Genomic DNA, 17,848 nt, shown 5'->3' with positions numbered 1-17,848 from the left:
GTTGTCCTATGCATTTGGCTAACGTCATCAAACATCAAGGAATCGAACGTCTTTGGCGTTTCGGGTGATGAAGCTGCGCCGGGCTTCGACGTCCTCGCCCATCAGGATCGAGAACAGTTCGTCGGCCGCCGCAGCGTCGTCGAGAGTGACCTGGCGCAGCACGCGCACCGAGGGATCCATGGTGGTCTCCCACAGTTCCTTGGCGTCCATCTCACCGAGGCCCTTATAGCGCTGGATGCCGTCCTCGGTGTTGATCTTCTTGCCCGCGGCACGGCCGGCCTCGAGCAGGCCGTCGCGTTCCCGGTCGGAGTAGGCGAACTCGGGTTCGGTGCGCTGCCACTTGAGCTTGTACAGCGGCGGCTGGGCCAGGAAGATATGGCCGTTCTCCACAAGGGGTTTCATGAACCGGAACAGCAGGGTCAGCAGCAGCGTGGAGATGTGCTGGCCGTCGACGTCAGCGTCGGCCATCAGCACGATCTTGTGGTAGCGCAGCTTGCTGATGTCGAACTCGTCGTGGATACCGGTTCCCAGCGCTGTGATGATCGCCTGGACTTCGGTGTTCTTGAGCACCCGGTCGATGCGGGCCTTCTCGACGTTGATGATCTTGCCGCGCAACGGCAGGATCGCCTGGAACATCGAATCGCGGCCGCTCTTGGCCGAGCCACCGGCCGAATCACCCTCCACCACATACAGTTCCGACTTCGTCGGGTCCGTGGAGCGGCAATCGGCCAGCTTGCCGGGCAGCCCGCCGATGTCGGTGGCGCTCTTGCGCCGCACCAGTTCGCGCGCCTTGCGGGCCGCGATCCGGGCCTGCGCCGACGACACCGCCTTGTTGATCACGGTCTTCGCCTCGGCCGGATTCGACTCGAACCAGTGGGTGAGCTGCTCGTTGCAGATCTTCTGCACGAACGACTTCACCTCGGTGTTACCGAGCTTGGTCTTGGTCTGGCCCTCGAACTGCGGCTGGGACACCTTCACCGAGATGACGGCCGCGAGGCCCTCGCGGATATCGTCGCCGGTCAGGTTCGCGTCCTTCTCCTTGAGGAGCTTCTTGTCCTTGGCGTACTTGTTCACCACCGTCGTCAGCGCCGCGCGGAACCCCTCTTCGTGGGTGCCGCCCTCATGGGTGTTGATGGTGTTGGCGAACGTGTGCACCGACTCCGAGTAGCCGGCGTTCCACTGCATCGCGATCTCGACCTCGTGGCCTTCGCCCTTGCCGTCGAAGTCGATCACGCTGGGCTGGATCGGGGTCTTGGTCCGGTTGATGTGCTTGACGAAATCGACCAGGCCGCCGGGGTAGTGGAACACCCGGTGCTTGACCTTGTGCGGGGCATTGGCCTCCGCCGCCTTCTCCTCCGCGGACTTCGGCGCTTCGGCCTGATCGCTGACCACATCGTCGACGACGTCCTCGGAGCTGACCCGTTCGTCGGTCAGCTCGATGGTCAGGCCCTTGTTCAGGAAGGCCATCTCCTGCAGGCGGCGCGCGATGGTCTCGAAGTCGTAGGTGGTGGTCTCGAAGATGTCCGGATCCGCCCAGAACCGGATCGTGGTCCCGGTCTTGTCGGTCGGCTCACCCTTGCGCAGCGTTCCCGGTACCGACTTGTCATAGGTCTGGAACCACTGGTGACCATCCTTGTAGATGTCCGCCTCAAGGCGCGTCGAGAGTGCGTTGACCACGGAGACACCGACGCCGTGCAGACCGCCGGACACCTGATAGGCGCCTTCTTCGAACTTGCCGCCGGCGTGCAGCACCGTCATCACGACGTCGACGGTCGGGATGCCGGTGGAGTGCATCGCGACCGGGATACCGCGGCCGTCGTCGGTGACCTGGACACCGCCGTCGGCGAGAAGGCGCACGTCGACCTTGGTGGCGAAGCCCGCCATCGCCTCGTCGACGGCGTTGTCCACTACCTCCCAGATAAGGTGGTGTAGGCCGCGTTCGCCGGTGGAGCCGATGTACATGCCCGGGCGTTTGCGTACCGCTTCGAGACCTTCGAGAACTTTGATGGAATCGGCGCCGTACTCACTCGGAGCATTCTTCTTCTGGGCAGCCACGTTGGACGCGTCTCCTTGGTTCTTTGGCAGGGATCGCCTGCTGAGCGGAGGACCACCGCTCGCGGATCACCGAACCAGTCTACCTTTAACTACCGTCAGGACCGATCCTGCGGGGGCGTTTCTGCATACCTGATCAAGCCGTGCGCGGAATTTTTCGGTCGAAGTTAGGTCTTGACGCCGTGGAAACTGTGATGTTGTGTTCTGGCGGCTCTGAGACGATCGTCGGCGGGCGGCTAACCGTACGTGTCGCGGGGTCCGCGACCGGGCACGTTGTAGCGCCCCTTCCGCCAGGACGGACCCACCGGACCGACGATCTTCAGCGAGGTCACGACCCCGTCGCCGACCGCCGCGGCGATCTTGGCCAGGATCTGGGACTGCACCATTCGCAGCTGGGTGGCCCACGCCGTCGATTCGGCCGAGACGGTCAGCACACCGTCGTGCAGGCTGGTGGGGGAGGCGTGCTCGGCGATCTGCTCACCGACGACGGCAGGCCACCTGCCGAACACCGCACCTTCGGAGACGCGCGCCGACCAGCCGCGACTGCGCGCGACGTCCTTGGTGATCGAGCCGAACAACTGCGGATCGCGGCTGTCCGGTCCCGGACCGGACCAGCGTCGCCGTCCGTTGCCCGCGGCCCGGCGCGGAGCGGGGTTCGTCCTGCCGTTCCCGACATTCTTGCCCTGCCGGCGCGCGGCACCACGGGCCTCTTCCAGTGCGCGACGCACCAGATCCATGCCCTTGAGCCCCTCGAGGTGCGCGGGCGGACCCAATTCCTTGTCGTTGTCGTCCTTGCTGTCGTCGGTCACTGCCGCACCACCGAGATCCGGCCCGAGTCGCTGTCGGTCATGGTGATCTCGACAAGCCGGGCGTCCCAGTCCGTCGGGATGTCCTCGTGTACCGCCGCGGTCACCAGCACCTGTTCGGCCGACGCGGCAACCTGAGCCAGCGCCTGGCGACGGGCGGTGTCCAGTTCGGCGAACACGTCGTCGAGCAGCAGCACCGGATCACTGCCCTCGGCGCGCAACAGTTCATACGCCGCCAATCGCAGAGCCAGCGCCATCGACCACGATTCTCCGTGGCTGGCAAAACCTTTCGCGGGCTGATCGCCGAGACGGAGTTCCAGGTCGTCGCGATGCGGACCGACCAGGCACACCCCGCGCTCGAGCTCGGCGTCGCGGCGGCGGCTCAACGCCTCGAGCAACGCGGCCTCGAACACCTCCGCGTCGCTGTTGCCCGCCGCGGCCTCGGCCTCCACCACCTCGACACCGGAGCGGTACCGCACCGCCGCCGGCCGGGAGGCCGGAGCCAGCAGCTGGTACGCCTTCTCCACCTCCGGGGCCAGTTCGTGGACGAGTGCCACCCGCGCGGCGATCAACTGGGCGCCGTGATGCGCGAGGTGCCCGTCCCACACATCGAGTGTCTCGAGCGCACCCCGGTCACCGCGGAACCGCGCCGCGGATGCGGTCTTGAGCAGCGCGGTGCGCTGACGCACCACCTTGTCGTAATCGGCGCGCACCGCGGCGATGCGCGGTCGCCGCGTGGTGGCCAGTTCGTCGAGGTAACGGCGGCGCTCACCCGGGTCGCCGCGGACCAGCGCGAGGTCTTCGGGGGCGAACAGCACGGCGCGCAGCACCCCGAGGATCTCGCGCGCCGAGCGCACCGGGGAACGGTTCAGCCGGGCCTTGTTGGCCCGCCCGGACGTGATGTCCAGGTCCACCGCGAGCTCGCGACCGTCGTTGACCACGATCGTCGACACCACGGCCCGCTCCGCGCCGGCGCGGATCAGCGGCGCGTCCGAAGCCACCCGGTGCGATCCCAGCGTCGACGAATACCACAGTGCTTCAACGAGATTCGTCTTTCCGAAGCCGTTCGAGCCGACGAACACGGTGCGCCCGGGTTCCAGCTCGAGCTCGACCCGAGCCCAGGACCGGAAGTCGGTCAGCGTGAGGTGACGGACGTACACAGGTTCACCTTGTCAGCCCGACTCGCTGACCCGCTTGACGGCATGGCCGCCGAACTGGTTGCGCAGCGCCGCGACGGCGCGCATGGTCGGGGATTCGTCCTGGCGCGACAGGAACCGCGCGAACAGCGATGCCGCGATGCTCGGCACCGGCACCCGCAGCCGGATAGCTTCTTCGACGGTCCACCGGCCCTCACCGGAATCCTCTGTGTAGCCGCTGATCTCGGCCAGATTCGGATCTTCTTTGAGAGCCTTGGCCAGCAGCTGCTGCAACCACGACCGCACCACCGTGCCGTTGGTCCAGGCCTGGTACACCGCCTGCGGATTCTGCACGAGGTCCTCGGCGGCGAGCAGCTCGTAGCCTTCGGCGTAGGCGGTCATCAGCGCGTACTCGACGCCGTTGTGCACCATCTTGGCGAAATGACCCGCGCCGACCGGTCCGACGTGGACGAAACCGTCCTCCTTCGGTCCCGGCGGACGCAACGTGTCGAAGATCGGCATCGCGCGCTCGACATCGGCGTCGCTGCCGCCGACCATCAGACCGTACCCCTCGGTCAGACCCCAGATACCGCCGGAGACACCCGCGTCGACAAACGATATCCCCTTGTCGCCCAACAGCTTTGCGTGCCGGCCGTCCTCGGTGTAGCGCGAGTTTCCGCCGTCGATCACCAGGTCGCCCTCGGACAGCACATCGGCCAGCGCCGTGATGGTGCTGTCGGTGACCGTGCCGGACGGGACCATCACCCAGACCACCCGCGGGGATTCCAGCCGCTCGGCGAGTTCCTCGAGCGAGGCCACGTCGGAAACCTCGGGCCGCGGGTCGTAGCCGATGACCTCGTGGCCGCCGTCGCGCAACCGCGCGCGCATGTTGAAACCCATCTTGCCGAGGCCGATCAGACCCAGTTGCATGGTGAGCGCCCCCTCTCGTGTGGCAGACCGGTCAGCCGGGTAGGCGCACCGGCATCAGCAGATACACGTAGTCGGTCTGCGCAGCGGGGAACGGACCATTGCCCTCGGCAGCGGCGTCGTCCTCACCGGCGGGCCGCAGCACCGCCGGACGGCTGGGGGTGGTGAATCCGAAGGTGACCCGGTCGGAGTGCAGCGAGCCGAGCCCGTCCGTCAGGTAGTTCGGGTTGAACGCGATGGTCAGCGGGTCGCCCGCGAACTGCACCGCCAGGTCTTCCTCCGCGCGGCCGACATCGTCGGCGCCAGCGGACAGTCGCAGCACATCGTCGGCGAATTCCATCCGGACCTGCGCGCCGCGGTCGGCGACCAGGGCCACACGCTTGATGGCCTCGGTCAGCTCGGCGACACCGATGGTCGCGATCGCGGTGTGCTCGGTCGGCAGCAACTGGCGGAACTTCGGGAACTCGGCATCCAGCAGCCGGGTGGTGCTGCGCTTGCCCTTGCTGCGGATGCCGAGCAGGCCTTCCTTGCCGACGGTCGGGCCCTGCCCGAGTGACAGGTGGACCTCGGTGCCGTCGGTACCGGCCTTGGCCGCCTCGGCAAGCGTCTTCGCCGGCACCAGAACCGCGGCCTCGACGCCGGCGGCGCCCGCCGACCAGGTCAGTTCGCGAACCGCCAGGCGGAATCGATCGGTCGCGGCCAAAACGACTTTCTCGCCGGAGATCTCGACCCGGATGCCGGTCAGCATCGGGAGGGTGTCGTCACGACCCGCGGCGACGGCGACCTGGCCGATCGCCTCGGAGAACAGCTCCGAGGAGACCACACCGGTCTCGTCGGGCAGCGTCGGCAGCGTCGGGTAATCCTCGACGGCCATGGTGGGCAGCGAGAATCGGGACGAACCGCAGGTCAGCGACACCCGGGTGCCCTCCACGCTGACGTCCACCGGCTTGGCCGGCAACGCGCGCACGATGTCGGACAGCAGCCGCCCCGAGACCAGAACGCTTCCCGGAGAAGCGATTTCGGCCGGAATCTGGACCTCGGCGGAGACCTCGTAGTCGAAACCCGAGACCGTGAGGCCTTCGTCGGAGCCCGTGAGCAGCACGCCGGCCAATACCGGCACCGTGGGCCTCGACGGCAGGTTGCGAGCTACCCACGCAACCGCGTCGGCGAAGTCCTCGCGAGTCAGCCGGAATTTCAGGTCCGACAGACCAGCCGTTGTCGCCACGTTCATAGCGTCCCTTCGATGCACACCCAGTCAAGCTTCACCAGCGGTTTCGGCGAATGACGCGGCGCTGCGAGTGGGCTGCGCCGCGACTACCGGAACGGCTGTCGCTGAACCACCGTAGAGCTTTCGGCTCCAACTTGAAAGCTAAACGATCGCGCTGACATGCGCCGAAGGAACCACCCCGGGGAGCCGGTGAATGACAGGTTTCCCCAACAGTCTTCTTCTAGAAGATATTGAGAGAGAGATACAAGTATTAGTAATAGGCACTGTGCAGACTGGGGATTACCGGGGTTTCGCGCAGGCCAGCGGCTGCCTCGAGCTGTGAGCAGACTGGGGATGGCCGTGGAACGGTTGGGCACCGGTTGGGGATGGTTCGGCGTTTGGGGACCGCGGGGGATGTTGTCGGCAGGTTGACCTCAGGTTGTGCACACCGTTGTGCACAGCTCTCGACGTGGCTGCTGTGGCACCAGTGACAGAAGATTTTGTGATTCGGCCGAGCCGAAAGGGTGCGACACGCGGCACGACACGCGCAGCGGTCATCGCCCGACGGCCGGCCGCGGCGGCCCTTCGGGTGGGGTGGGAGCTGAATGTGATCCGGTCGGCTCAGCGCTTCGCGCGCTGGCGGATCCGGGTGGTGAGTTCCTTGACGTGGTCGAAAACCTCACGGCGCTCGGCCATTTCGGCGCGGATCTTCTTCTCCGCGTACATCACCGTGGTGTGATCGCGACCGAACGCCTGCCCGATCTTGGGCAGTGACAGATCGGTGAGTTCGCGGCACAGATACATCGCGATCTGCCGCGACTGCGCCAGCGCACGGGTCTTACCCGGCCCGCGCAGCTCGTCGACGCTGGTCTCGAAGTACTCGGCGGTCGCGGCCATGATGGCCGCGGTGCTGATCTGCATGGTGCCGGGATCGGAGATCAGATCCCGCAGCACGATCTCGGCCAGCGACTTGTCGATCGGGGTCTTGTTCAGCGATGCGAACGCCGTGACCCGGATCAGCGCGCCCTCGAGCTCGCGGATGTTGCGCTCGATCCGGCTGGCGATCAGCTCGAGCACGTCGTCGGGCACGTCCAGGCGATCCATCTGGGCCTTCTTGCGCAGGATCGCGATCCGGGTTTCGAGTTCCGGGGGCTGGACGTCGGTGATCAGACCCCACTCGAACCGGGTGCGCAGCCGGTCCTCGAGGGTGGCCAGCTGTTTGGGCGGGCGGTCCGACGAGATGACGATCTGCTTGTTCGCGTTGTGCAGCGTGTTGAAGGTGTGGAAGAACTCTTCCTGGATGCCGTCCTTGCCCTCGATGAACTGGATGTCATCGACCAGCAGCACGTCGATGTCGCGGTACGTGCGCTTGAAGGATGCCCGGCGGTCGTCACGCAGGGAGTTGATGAAGTCGTTGGTGAATTCCTCGGTGGAGACGTACTTGACCCGCATGCCGGGGAACAGGCGCTGGGCGTAGTTTCCGGCGGCGTGCAACAGGTGGGTCTTGCCCAGCCCGGACTCGCCCCAGATGAACAGCGGGTTGTAGGCCCGCGCCGGGGCCTCGGCGATTGCCAGTGACGCCGCGTGGGCGAATCGGTTCGACGCACCGATCACGAACGTCTCGAAGGTGTAGCGCCGGTTCAGGTTGACCGAGACAGTGTCGTCCTCGGTCAGGTTCCTGGCGCGGTTGTAGTACGTCGGCCAGCTCTCTTCGGCGCTGGCACGGGCGGCGAGGTCGTCGTCGACATCGTCGTCGTCGGATTCCACCGGCGCTACGGCCGTCGGCTCCGGGCTCGGATCGCCGATGTCCTCGGTCGCGGGATCGGCGATCCGCACTCCGAGCTCGACGCGCTGACCGAGCTGGCGGCTGAGCGCCGACACGATCGGTTCGCGGAGATGGCGTTCGATCTCGTTCTGGACGAACGGGGTGGGCACCGAAAGCAGCGCGAAACCCTCGGTGATGACGAGCGGCCGGACCAGCTTGAGCCAGGCGCGCTGTTGCGGGGTCAGGGACCCGTTCCCGGTGCCGCCGGCGCCGTTGAGTTCGGTGACGACGTTGTTCCAGATGGATACGAAGGGAGGATCGGGGTCAGCGGTCAACGACACTTACCCCCTCGCGGTCCCGTCCGAGACGGCCAAAAAATACGGTGACGAACTGTCCACAAGGTTATCCACAAGCTGTGGAAAAAGGACACTCGCCGCCGTCTGGTTGTCTACCGGCGTGAACACCTCGGTGCCGGAGCTCATCACGATTGGATCAGTGGGCTCGCGACGGAGTCTGGGCGCCCCCGCTTCGTTGTCTTGCGCCGATCCGGCGTGGAATCGGCATTGCCAGAAGCTAACAGTTTTCTCTCCGAGTGCCAACAGTTCTGCAACATTCCCGGGATGCGAAATCCGGGGCGGCCCAATAGAACCAGACGGACGTGACGGTTGAGACTTTTGTGATGTTCCTGACGTGCGGCGCAGCGGTGTGAGGCAGGGTTTTTGCGCCGGTGGAACCAGGTTTGACCCAGCCAATTCTCGTCAGTACCCTCGAACAGTCGCCCGCACGTGGCGATACGGCTGCGACCGGCCCCGGCCGGGGACCGCGCCGGCTAGGAATGCAAGACCGATCGAGCTTAACAACGGCCGACAGCTTTGCGCCTGCATGAGAAATCATGGGGGTGTCGAGCCGGGGGCCAGACTCAACAAGGAGTGACTGCCGTGGCCAAGGGCAAGCGGACTTTCCAGCCGAACAACCGTCGCCGGGCCAAGGTGCACGGTTTCCGGTTGCGGATGCGTACCCGCGCGGGGCGTGCGATCGTCACGGCTCGGCGCGCTAAGGGCCGTCGTTCACTGACTGCGTGACGCGGTCAGGTCTGACGCGGTGCTTCCGGCCCAGTACCGGATGACACGGTCGGCCGAGTTCGGTGCCACAGTCAGCCGAGGGACCAAGGCCTCACAGCCTGACCTCGTTCTGTATGCACTTCGTTCCGATGAGACGGGTGACCCCGGACCGAGAATCGGCCTGATCGTCTCGAAGGCCGTCGGCAATGCTGTCGTACGGCACCGGGTGTCCCGTCGGTTGCGGCATGCCGCGCGGACGATTCTTCCGGATCTCGATCCCGCCGAGCGGGTGGTGATCCGCGCGTTGCCGCGCAGCCGCGACGCGATCTCGGCTCGCCTCGAGCAGGAACTCCACGCCGCGTTGCACCGGATTCGGGTCCGCACCGGAGCACTCCCATGACCGGGCGTTCGGCCGCCGTACGGGCCGCGGTGTTTCTGATCCAGCTGTACCGCCACACCATCTCGCCGTTGCGGCTGCCGACGTGCCGGTTCACCCCGACCTGCAGCCAGTACGCCGTCGATGCGCTGACCGAATACGGCTTCGTCAAAGGCAGCTGGCTGGCCGCGGTGCGGCTGCTCAAATGCGGTCCGTGGCACCCGGGCGGATGGGATCCGATCCCGGATCGCGATGGCCCCGTGGACGGTCCCGTGGATTTCTGTGACAGAGCCGAACACCGGGACGCCCCGGTAAACCAAGGGAAGAGTCAAACGAGTGTCGTTTAACTGGTTCAGCCTCGACATCATCTATTACCCGGTGTCGGCCATCATGTGGATCTGGTACAAGGCGTTCGCCTTCCTGCTGGGGCCGTCGAACTTCTTCGCGTGGGCGCTGTCGGTGATGTTCCTCGTGTTCACGCTGCGCGTCATCCTCTACAAGCCGTTCGTCAAGCAGATCCGGACCACCCGGCAGATGCAGGAACTGCAGCCCCAGATCAAGGCGCTGCAGAAGAAGTACGGCAAGGACCGCCAGCGGATGGCGCTGGAGATGCAGAAGCTGCAGCGCGAGCACGGCTTCAATCCGATCCTGGGCTGCCTGCCGATGCTGGCGCAGATCCCGGTGTTCCTCGGCCTGTTCCACGTGTTGCGATCCTTCAACCGGACCCAGGGCGGCTTCGGTCAGGTGCACCTGACCGTCGAGCAGAACCGGGCGACGGGCAACTACGTCTTCAGCCCGGCGGACGTCGCGCACTTCCTGGACGCCAACCTGTTCGGTGCGCCGTTGGGCGCGACCATGATCCAGACGACCGGTCTGGATGCGTTCACCGAATTCAACCGGATGGCGGTGATCGGTGTCGGTGTCCCGATCATGATCCTGGCCGGCATCGCGACCTACTTCAACAGCCGTGCATCCATTTCCCGGCAGAGCCCCGATGCGGCGGCGAACCCGCAGACCGCGATGATGAACAAGCTGGCGCTCTATGTGTTCCCGCTCGGCGTTGTGGTCGGTGGTCCGTTCCTGCCGCTGGCGATCATCATGTACTGGCTCGCGAACAACATCTGGACCTTCGGTCAGCAGCACTACGTGTTCGGCAAGATCGAGAAGGAAGAAGAGCAGAAGCGGCTGGAGGCGCTCGAGCGGCGCTCGGCCAATGCTCCGGCCCCCGGTGCGAAACCGGCCCGCAAGAAGAAGTCGGCAGCTGATCGTGGTGCGTCCGGATCCGACGAAGCCGGCGACCCCGGTCAGTCGGTGTCCAAGGACGGCGACGACGAGCAGGGCAGTGACGGTGCGGCCACCGACAGTGCGGCCAGCAAGCCGACAACCCAGAGTCCGAACAAATCCGCTGCGCAGAACGGGGCGCCGAGTCGCACCCCGAAACCTGGCGCGCGGCCCAAGAAGAAGAAACGTTGACGCGCGGGCGACCGCGAACAAAGAGAGGTGGTTCATCCCATGACTGATATCGAGAACGGCGCCGACGGCGCGGGCGCGACCGACGTGCTGCCGGCAGGCGACGACGCGGATACGACGATCCCTGCCGACGAGCCGGACGACCTGGAGGACAAGCTGGTCGCCGAGGGCGAGATCGCCGGCGACTATCTCGAGGAACTGCTCGACCTGCTCGACTTCGACGGCGACATCGATCTGGACGTCGAGGGCGACCGCGCGATCGTCAGCATCGACGGTGGAAGTGATCTGAACAAGTTGGTCGGCCGTAAGGGCGAGGTGCTCGACGCGCTGCAGGAGCTGACCCGGTTGGCGGTGCACCAGAAGACCGGTGAGCGCAGCCGGCTGATGCTCGACATCGCGCAGTGGCGTCAGCGGCGTCGCGACGAGCTGGCGGCGCTGGGGGAGAAGGTGGCCCGCCGCGTCCTGGAGACCGGGGACCGCGAGGAGTTGTCGCCGATGACTCCGTTCGAGCGCAAGATCGTCCACGACGCGGTCGCCGGTATCGACGGGGTGCACAGCGAGAGCGAGGGCGTCGAGCCGTCACGGCGAGTGGTCATCCTCGCCGACTAAGAGTTACATCGATGTAGTTCTACGTCGATGAGAGGGGTGTCGGTAGGTGGTAAGCCCGCGCAGGGTCGGAGGATGTTTCACGTGAAACACGCGGAGGTGCCACCACCGCCCCCATCGGTACACGAAGTTTTCGGGGACGCCGCAGAGGCGGCACAGCGGTACGCGGCGATACTGGCCGGAGCCGGGGTCGAGCGAGGACTGCTCGGCCCGCGGGAGATCGATCGTCTCTGGGACCGCCACATACTCAACTGCGCGGTCGTCGGTGAACTGCTGAACCCGGACGAGACCGTCGCGGACATCGGTAGTGGAGCCGGACTGCCCGGGATACCGTTGGCGTTGGCCCGGCCGGACGTGAAGGTGATCCTGATCGAACCCCTGCTCCGTCGCAGCGATTTCCTTCGCGAGACGATCGAGCAGCTCGGTATCACGTGTGCGGTTGTCCGAGGGCGGGCGGAAGATCGACAGGTGCGCGAGGAGGTGGGGGAGACGGACGTCGTGGTCTCCCGAGCCGTCGCCTCCCTCGACAAACTGACCAAGTGGAGCAGTCCGCTGCTCCGTCCCGGCGGCCGGATGTTGGCGATCAAGGGCGAGCGCGCGGACGACGAAGTCGAGCAGCACCGCCGCGCGATGGCCGCGCTGGGAGTGACCGAGGTGAAGGTGGAAAGATGTGGCGGCCAATACGTGGATCCGCCCGCGACAGTCGTCGTAGGGTTTCGGGCAACGGCGCCGGGGAAGCAGCCACGGTCCGGAAGGAGACATCGCTGATGACGGGCGCCGAGAGTTCTGGAGCCGCGAAGGGGTCCATCCCCGACGTACCGGGCGGTGTTTCACGTGAAACCGATGTTTCACGTGAAACGTGGACGACACCCGACGTCGACACCCCGATCGGTGCGGAGGCCGCCCGGGCCGTCCGCCTGATGCAGGCCGCCGTCCAGGGACAGCTGCCGCGGCCCAGCCGTCAGCGGGTGTTCACCATCGCGAATCAGAAGGGTGGTGTCGGCAAGACGACCACCGCCGTCAACCTCGCCGCCGCGCTCGCGCTGCAGGGGCTGAAGGTGCTCGTCATCGACCTCGACCCCCAGGGCAATGCGAGCACCGCACTCGGGATCGAGCACCGCCCCGGTACCCCGTCCTCCTATGAAGTGCTCATCGGCGAGATCCGCGTCGAGGATGCCCTGCAGCGCAGCCCGCACAACGAGCGGCTGTACTGCATTCCAGCCACCATCGACCTGGCCGGTGCCGAGATCGAATTGGTCAGCATGGTCGCGCGCGAAGGCCGGCTGCGGACGGCGCTGGCCGAACTCAAGCATTACGACTTCGACTACGTGTTCATCGACTGCCCGCCGTCGCTGGGTCTGCTGACGATCAACGCGCTCGTCGCCGCCCCCGAGGTGCTGATCCCGATTCAGTGCGAGTACTACGCGCTCGAAGGCGTGGGGCAGCTGCTGCGCAACATCGAGATGGTGAAGTCACACCTGAACCCCGACCTCGATGTCAGCACGGTGGTGCTGACCATGCACGACGGCCGCACCAAACTGGCCGACCAGGTCGCGATGGATGTCCGCGAGCACTTCGGTGACAAGGTGCTGCGGACGGTGATCCCGCGCAGCGTCAAGGTGTCCGAGGCGCCGGGCTACGGGATGACGATCATCAATTACGACCCGGGTTCACGTGGAGCGATGAGCTATCTCGACGCCAGCCGGGAGTTGGCGCTTCGTGGGGGGACCAGGCAGGACGAAGGAGGACAGGGTTGATGAGCAAGCAGGCCGGCAAGCGCAGCGGGCTGGGTCGAGGACTCGCCTCCCTGATCCCGACGGGACCCGTGGAAGGGTCGGAGCCCGCGACGCTCGGCCCGAAGATGGGTGGTGCTGCGGCCGACGTCCTGCTCGGTGGCGCACCCGCACCCGCGGCGACGGGCACGGCGGAGACCAACCCGGTCGGTGCGGTGTACCGCGAGATCGCGCCGTCGCAGATCGACCCGAACCCGAAGCAGCCCCGCCAGGTCTTCGACGAGGAAGCCCTCAACGAACTGGTGCACTCGATCCGCGAGTTCGGCCTGATGCAGCCGATCGTGGTGCGCGCGACCCCGGCGGAGCCCGGCGCGGCGCCCCGCTATCAGCTGGTGATGGGGGAGCGGCGGTGGCGCGCCGCCCAGCAGGCCGGCGTGGCGACCATCCCGGCGATCGTGCGCGAGACCACCGATGACAACCTGCTGCGGGACGCACTGCTGGAGAACATCCACCGCGTTCAGCTGAACCCGTTGGAAGAGGCCGCGGCATACCAGCAGCTGCTCGAGGAGTTCGGCGTCACCCACGAGGAACTGGCGTCGCGAATCGGTCGCTCCAGGCCGCTGATCACCAACATGATCCGCCTGCTGCGCCTGCCGATCGCGGTTCAGCGCCGCGTTGCCGCGGGCGTGCTCTCGGCCGGCCACGCCCGTGCGCTGCTGTCGCTCGAGGGCGGCCCGGAGGTCCAGGAGGAGCTCGCGGCGCGCATCGTGGCCGAGGGTCTGTCGGTACGCGCGACCGAAGAGGCGGTGACACTGGCCAACCGCAACGGCCCGACCCCGCCGGCGGCGCCGCGCCGCAAGCCGATCCAGATGCCGGGTCTGCAGGATGTGGCCGAGCAGCTGTCGACGGCGTTCGACACCCGGGTCACGGTCAGCCTCGGGAAGCGGAAGGGCAAGATCGTCGTCGAGTTCGGTTCGGTGGACGATTTACAGCGCATTGTGGAGTTGATGAACGCGTCACAGCAATGACCCACCACACCGGCGAATTACGTCACTGTGACACACCTTCGGCGCGCCTCGGTGGCGGCGGGAATCGGTGTCGTAAACGTGATGTGGCGCAGGTGAATTGGATTCACTGCGCTGGGAACGCCGGTTTTGGTGCCCACGCTGGCCCTGCTCGGCGCCGGGCTTCTATCCTGGACGGGCAGTCGTATGTTTCGGCGCGACGAAGAGACCGGGATTTTCAGTGGCTACACGGATAACGCCTCTGCGGCTCGAGGCTTTCGAGCAGCTACCCAAGCATGCGCGGCGATGCGTGTACTGGGAGGTCGACCCGGACATCGTCGGCAGCGGTGACAGCCTCTCCGATCCCGAATTCGAGAAGGAAGCATGGCTGTCGATGGTCATGCTCGAGTGGGGATCGTGCGGGCAGCTCGTCGTCGAATGCCGCGACACCTCCGATGACGAACCCCCGGCCTTCTCGGATGACGACCCCTGCCTCGGATACGTGTTCTACGCACCCCCGCGATCGGTACCTCGAGCGGTCCGGTTCCCGACGGGACCGGTCAGCGCGGACGCCGTACTGCTCACCACGCTCGGCATCGAGGCAGGGCAGAACAGCGACGAGCTGTCACACGCGTTGATCGGTGCCGTGGTCGCGGATCTGGTCCGCCGCGGTGTCCGCGCACTGGAGGCGTTCGGCCGCACCGACCGTGTCGGCGAATTGGCTCACCGCGATTCCGTTCCGCCGGACTGCCGGCCGGTGACCGACGCACTCGGGGACTGTTCGGTGGAGCAGTGTGTGCTCGACTCGGATCTGCTGCTCGATGCCGGGTTCGTCGTGGTGTCGCATCACTCGTATTTCCCGCGGCTGCGGCTCGAGCTCGAGCAGGGTCTCGGCTGGAAGGCCGGAGTCGAAGCCGCCCTGGAGCGTCTGCTGGAGAGTGCGCAGTTGCAGCAACCGGTGGGTGCGGGCGCGGGCTGCGTCTGAACTGAAGGGGCCGGGACTCAGCCGCGGCGGGCCTGTTCCACGGCAAGTTCGTGGGCGAGCAGTTCGGCGAAGGTGAACGTGCCGGTCGGGCGGTCATTCTTGCCGAGCAGGTACAGCCTCTTGACGGCGGCCAGGATTCCCTCGGCGATCGCGTCGCGGGCGTCGGGGGACACCAACGTTGCGCAGTCGTTCGGGTTGGTGATGTAGCCGACGTCCACCTGGACAGTGGGCATCCGGGTCAGGCGCAGCAGGTCCCAGGTACGTCCGTGTACGCGGCAGTCCCGTAATCCGGTTCGCGCCACCACTTCTCGCTGGATGAAGTCGGCGAGGTTGCGCCCGATGGTGGACACCGAACCGTGTGAGTTACCGAAGTGGAACGACGCGACGCCGTTGGGCGCCGACGAGGCCTGGGTGGCGCATCGGAGGCTGATCATCATGTCGGCACCGACGGTGTTCGCCGTGGCCGCGCGCTCGGCATCGGTGGGGGAGTTGGTCGCCGAGCGGGACAGAAACGTCTCGATGCCGATCGCGGTCATCCGGCCCTCGAGGCGACTCGCCAAGTCCCACAGGATGTCTGCTTCGCTGATCGGTCCCGACGGACCGTTGACGATCAACCCGTGGTCGGAGCCGCCGCGGCCCGGATCGAGGATGATCCGCTTGCCGGACAGCCGCGGCCCGGAGCTGCGCACCAGCTCCTCCTCGCGGATCGCGTGCGGGGAGCCGCCGGTGACGCGGGCGCCGAGAAAATACAAGGAGCGCAGCGTTTCCGGACCGCAGATGCCGTCGGGGTAGAGGCCGTACTCGCGCTGGTACGACGACAGCGCGTTGTGGGTCTGCAATCCGAAGTGTCCGTCGACCAGACCGGTGTAGAAACCGAGATCCTGCAGGCGTGCTTGCAGTGTCGCGACGTCGTCGCCGTACATCGGTGCGCCGAACTGATGATTCAGCGTGCGGGCGCCGAGCCGGTAGGAGGCTTCTTTGAGCGCCCGGTAGGTGGCCTCGCCGACGATGCCGTCGACGAGCAGGCCGCGGTGCTGCTGGAAGGCGCGCACAGCACGGTCGAGTTCCTCGTCGAAGAGATCCAGGGCGACGTGCTTGCCGGTGGTCAGGTCGTCGTCGGGGTTCTCGAGCATGCCGAGCGCCGCGAGAGCGGCTCTGATCTCGGTGACCGCACCCCCGCGGTCACCGCGACGCAGACTCGACATAGGCCGATTCTCTCAGACGGATTCCCGATTCGAGAAAACCCCAGGAGCGAACCGCACCCGCGATTCGCGCTTTTTCGGGGGGATCAGACAGGGGATCAGACCACGTCGGAGAGCTCGCGCAGCAGCGCTGCCTTGCCCTTCGCGCCGACGATGCGCTTGACCGGCTGGCCGTCCTTGAACAGGATCATCGTCGGGATCGACACCACCTGGAAGTCGCGGGCGGTGGCCGGATTCTCGTCGACGTCGAGCTTCGCGACGGTCAGGGAGCCGGCCTTCTCCGACGCGATCTCCTCGAGCACCGGGGCGACCATCTTGCACGGTCCGCACCAGGTGGCCCAGAAGTCCACCAGGACGGGCGTTCCGCTGGACAGGACGTCGTCGGAGAACGAGTCGTCGGTCACCGTGACCGTGCTGGAACCGCTCATTGCTGTGCTCCTATCAGATCGGTGTCGTCCGTTGTGGTGGAGGTACGTTCGCCGGGCTCAGCGTGGTCGGCCAGCCACCGCTCGGCGTCGATTGCTGCGGCACAACCACTTCCGGCCGCGGTGATGGCCTGGCGGTAGGTGTGGTCGACGAGATCGCCTGCGGCGAAGACACCGTCGAGCGAGGTGTAGGTGGTACGGCCCTTGACCTGCACGTAGCCCTCGTCGTCGACGTCGACCTGGCCGCGAACCAGTGCGGAGCGTGGGTCGTGACCGATCGCGACGAACACGCCGGTGACGGCGAGCTCGGACTCCTCACCGGTTACGGTGTTGCGCAACTTGATTCCCGTCACCTTCGGATCGCCGACGACTTCGGTGACCTGGGTGTTGGTCAGGAACGTGATCTTCTCGTTCTGCTCGGCGCGGTCCAGCATGATCTTCGACGCGCGGAACTCCTCGCGGCGGTGGATCAGTGTGACGCTGCGGGCGAAGCGGGTCAGGAACGTCGCCTCTTCCATCGCCGAATCGCCGCCGCCGACCACGACGATGTCCTGGTCGCGGAAGAAGAAGCCGTCACACGTCGCACAGGTGCTGACGCCCATCCCGGTCAGTTCCTTCTCGCCGGGGACGCCGAGCTGACGGGCAGCTGCGCCCATCGCCAGGATCACGGCGCGGGCGCGGTGGGTTTCGTCACCGACGGTGACGGTCTTGACCGGACCGGCCAGATCCACCGAGTCGACGTCCTCCATGCGCAGATCGGCGCCGAAGCGCAGCGCCTGCTCCCGCATCTCGTCCATCAGTTCCGGACCCTGGATGCCGTTGCGGAAGCCGGGGTAGTTCTCGACCTCGGTGGTGGTCATCAGCGCACCGCCGAACTGGCTGCCCTCGAACACCAGCGGCTTGAGCTGGGCGCGGGCGGCGTAGACCGCGGCGGTATAGCCGGCGGGTCCCGATCCGACGATGATGACGTCGTGAATGGTCTCTGAGGAGGTCATGCGAACCTTTCTGCCTGAGGCAAGAGTTCTCCAGATCGCCGGCACGACAAACAGCCGGAGGCTGTCGGCTCACCGCAGGCGCTCTGAACACCGCGTTC

At 66.3% G+C, this 17,848-nt stretch carries 18 protein-coding genes; 9 read left to right on the top strand and 9 right to left on the bottom strand.

Annotated elements, in window-relative coordinates:
• Positions 1–27: 27 nt before the first annotated feature.
• The 6 genes from gyrB to dnaA form a co-directional block, all read right to left on the bottom strand.
• Complete coding sequence (gene gyrB, locus BST38_RS07740; protein WP_083142674.1) at positions 28–2,055, bottom strand: DNA topoisomerase (ATP-hydrolyzing) subunit B; 2,028 nt, start codon at positions 2,053–2,055, stop codon at positions 28–30.
• A 233-nt stretch (positions 2,056–2,288) separates the two neighbouring features.
• Entirely contained in the window at positions 2,289–2,789 is a 501-nt protein-coding gene (locus tag BST38_RS07735) for a DUF721 family protein (RefSeq protein WP_237160706.1), read from the bottom strand.
• A gap of 68 nt (positions 2,790–2,857) precedes the next feature.
• Positions 2,858–4,018 (bottom strand): DNA replication/repair protein RecF, encoded by a 1,161-nt coding sequence (gene recF / locus BST38_RS07730; protein WP_083142672.1) that lies wholly within the window; start codon positions 4,016–4,018, stop codon positions 2,858–2,860.
• 12 nt (positions 4,019–4,030) lie between these two features.
• Positions 4,031–4,924, bottom strand: a complete 894-nt coding sequence (gnd, locus tag BST38_RS07725; protein WP_083142671.1) for a phosphogluconate dehydrogenase (NAD(+)-dependent, decarboxylating) — start codon at positions 4,922–4,924, stop codon at positions 4,031–4,033.
• Positions 4,925–4,955: 31 nt separating this feature from the next.
• The gene (gene dnaN / locus BST38_RS07720; RefSeq protein WP_083142670.1) at positions 4,956–6,152 is read right to left on the bottom strand and encodes a DNA polymerase III subunit beta; all 1,197 of its coding nucleotides are present in this window, start codon (positions 6,150–6,152) and stop codon (positions 4,956–4,958) included.
• Between the two features lie 597 nt (positions 6,153–6,749).
• Positions 6,750–8,228, bottom strand: a complete 1,479-nt coding sequence (dnaA, locus tag BST38_RS07715) for a chromosomal replication initiator protein DnaA (protein ID WP_083142775.1) — start codon at positions 8,226–8,228, stop codon at positions 6,750–6,752.
• Between the two features lie 603 nt (positions 8,229–8,831).
• On the opposite strand from dnaA, the gene rpmH reads away from it, so the two are divergent.
• The 9 genes from rpmH (at position 8,832) to BST38_RS07670 (ending at position 15,128) form a co-directional block, all read left to right on the top strand.
• Complete coding sequence (gene rpmH, locus BST38_RS07710) at positions 8,832–8,975, top strand: 50S ribosomal protein L34 (RefSeq protein WP_003930923.1); 144 nt, start codon at positions 8,832–8,834, stop codon at positions 8,973–8,975.
• 19 nt (positions 8,976–8,994) lie between these two features.
• Positions 8,995–9,354 carry a ribonuclease P protein component gene (rnpA, locus tag BST38_RS07705; RefSeq protein WP_083142669.1) on the top strand — a complete coding sequence of 120 codons (360 nt, stop codon included), beginning with the start codon at positions 8,995–8,997 and terminating at the stop codon, positions 9,352–9,354.
• Entirely contained in the window at positions 9,351–9,677 is a 327-nt protein-coding gene (gene yidD, locus BST38_RS07700) for a membrane protein insertion efficiency factor YidD (RefSeq protein ID WP_083142668.1), read from the top strand. The genes rnpA and yidD overlap by 4 nt, the downstream gene beginning before the upstream one ends.
• Before the next feature lie 43 nt (positions 9,678–9,720).
• Positions 9,721–10,803 (top strand): membrane protein insertase YidC, encoded by a 1,083-nt coding sequence (gene yidC, locus BST38_RS07695; RefSeq protein WP_237160705.1) that lies wholly within the window; start codon positions 9,721–9,723, stop codon positions 10,801–10,803.
• A gap of 39 nt (positions 10,804–10,842) precedes the next feature.
• The gene (locus tag BST38_RS07690; RefSeq protein WP_083142666.1) at positions 10,843–11,409 is read left to right on the top strand and encodes a Jag family protein; all 567 of its coding nucleotides are present in this window, start codon (positions 10,843–10,845) and stop codon (positions 11,407–11,409) included.
• An 81-nt stretch (positions 11,410–11,490) separates the two neighbouring features.
• Positions 11,491–12,174 carry a 16S rRNA (guanine(527)-N(7))-methyltransferase RsmG gene (gene rsmG, locus BST38_RS07685; RefSeq protein WP_083142774.1) on the top strand — a complete coding sequence of 228 codons (684 nt, stop codon included), beginning with the start codon at positions 11,491–11,493 and terminating at the stop codon, positions 12,172–12,174.
• Positions 12,174–13,163, top strand: coding sequence for a ParA family protein (locus BST38_RS07680; protein ID WP_083142665.1), 990 nt, complete (start codon positions 12,174–12,176; stop codon positions 13,161–13,163). The genes rsmG and BST38_RS07680 overlap by 1 nt, the downstream gene beginning before the upstream one ends.
• Positions 13,163–14,167 carry a ParB/RepB/Spo0J family partition protein gene (locus tag BST38_RS07675; RefSeq protein WP_083142664.1) on the top strand — a complete coding sequence of 335 codons (1,005 nt, stop codon included), beginning with the start codon at positions 13,163–13,165 and terminating at the stop codon, positions 14,165–14,167. The genes BST38_RS07680 and BST38_RS07675 overlap by 1 nt, the downstream gene beginning before the upstream one ends.
• Positions 14,168–14,384: 217 nt before the next feature.
• Positions 14,385–15,128: an acetyltransferase gene (locus BST38_RS07670; protein WP_083142663.1), complete on the top strand. Its 744-nt coding sequence runs from the start codon at positions 14,385–14,387 to the stop codon at positions 15,126–15,128.
• A gap of 17 nt (positions 15,129–15,145) precedes the next feature.
• Here BST38_RS07670 and BST38_RS07665 read toward each other — a convergent pair whose 3' ends face one another.
• The 3 genes from BST38_RS07665 to trxB all read right to left on the bottom strand — a co-directional run bounded on the left by BST38_RS07665 (position 15,146) and on the right by trxB (position 17,750).
• Positions 15,146–16,333, bottom strand: coding sequence for an N-acetylmuramoyl-L-alanine amidase (locus BST38_RS07665; RefSeq protein WP_083142662.1), 1,188 nt, complete (start codon positions 16,331–16,333; stop codon positions 15,146–15,148).
• Between the two features lie 95 nt (positions 16,334–16,428).
• Entirely contained in the window at positions 16,429–16,758 is a 330-nt protein-coding gene (gene trxA / locus BST38_RS07660) for a thioredoxin (RefSeq protein ID WP_083142661.1), read from the bottom strand.
• Complete coding sequence (gene trxB, locus BST38_RS07655; protein ID WP_083142660.1) at positions 16,755–17,750, bottom strand: thioredoxin-disulfide reductase; 996 nt, start codon at positions 17,748–17,750, stop codon at positions 16,755–16,757. Before trxB ends, trxA begins: the two co-directional genes overlap by 4 nt.
• Between the last annotated feature and the right edge of the window lie 98 nt (positions 17,751–17,848).

Source organism: Mycolicibacterium parafortuitum (assembly GCF_002086815.1).
GTDB classification, from domain to species: Bacteria; Actinomycetota; Actinomycetes; order Mycobacteriales; family Mycobacteriaceae; genus Mycobacterium; species Mycobacterium parafortuitum.
Note: the sequence above shows the minus strand (reverse complement) of the source record. Positions and strands in the feature narration are given on the sequence as shown.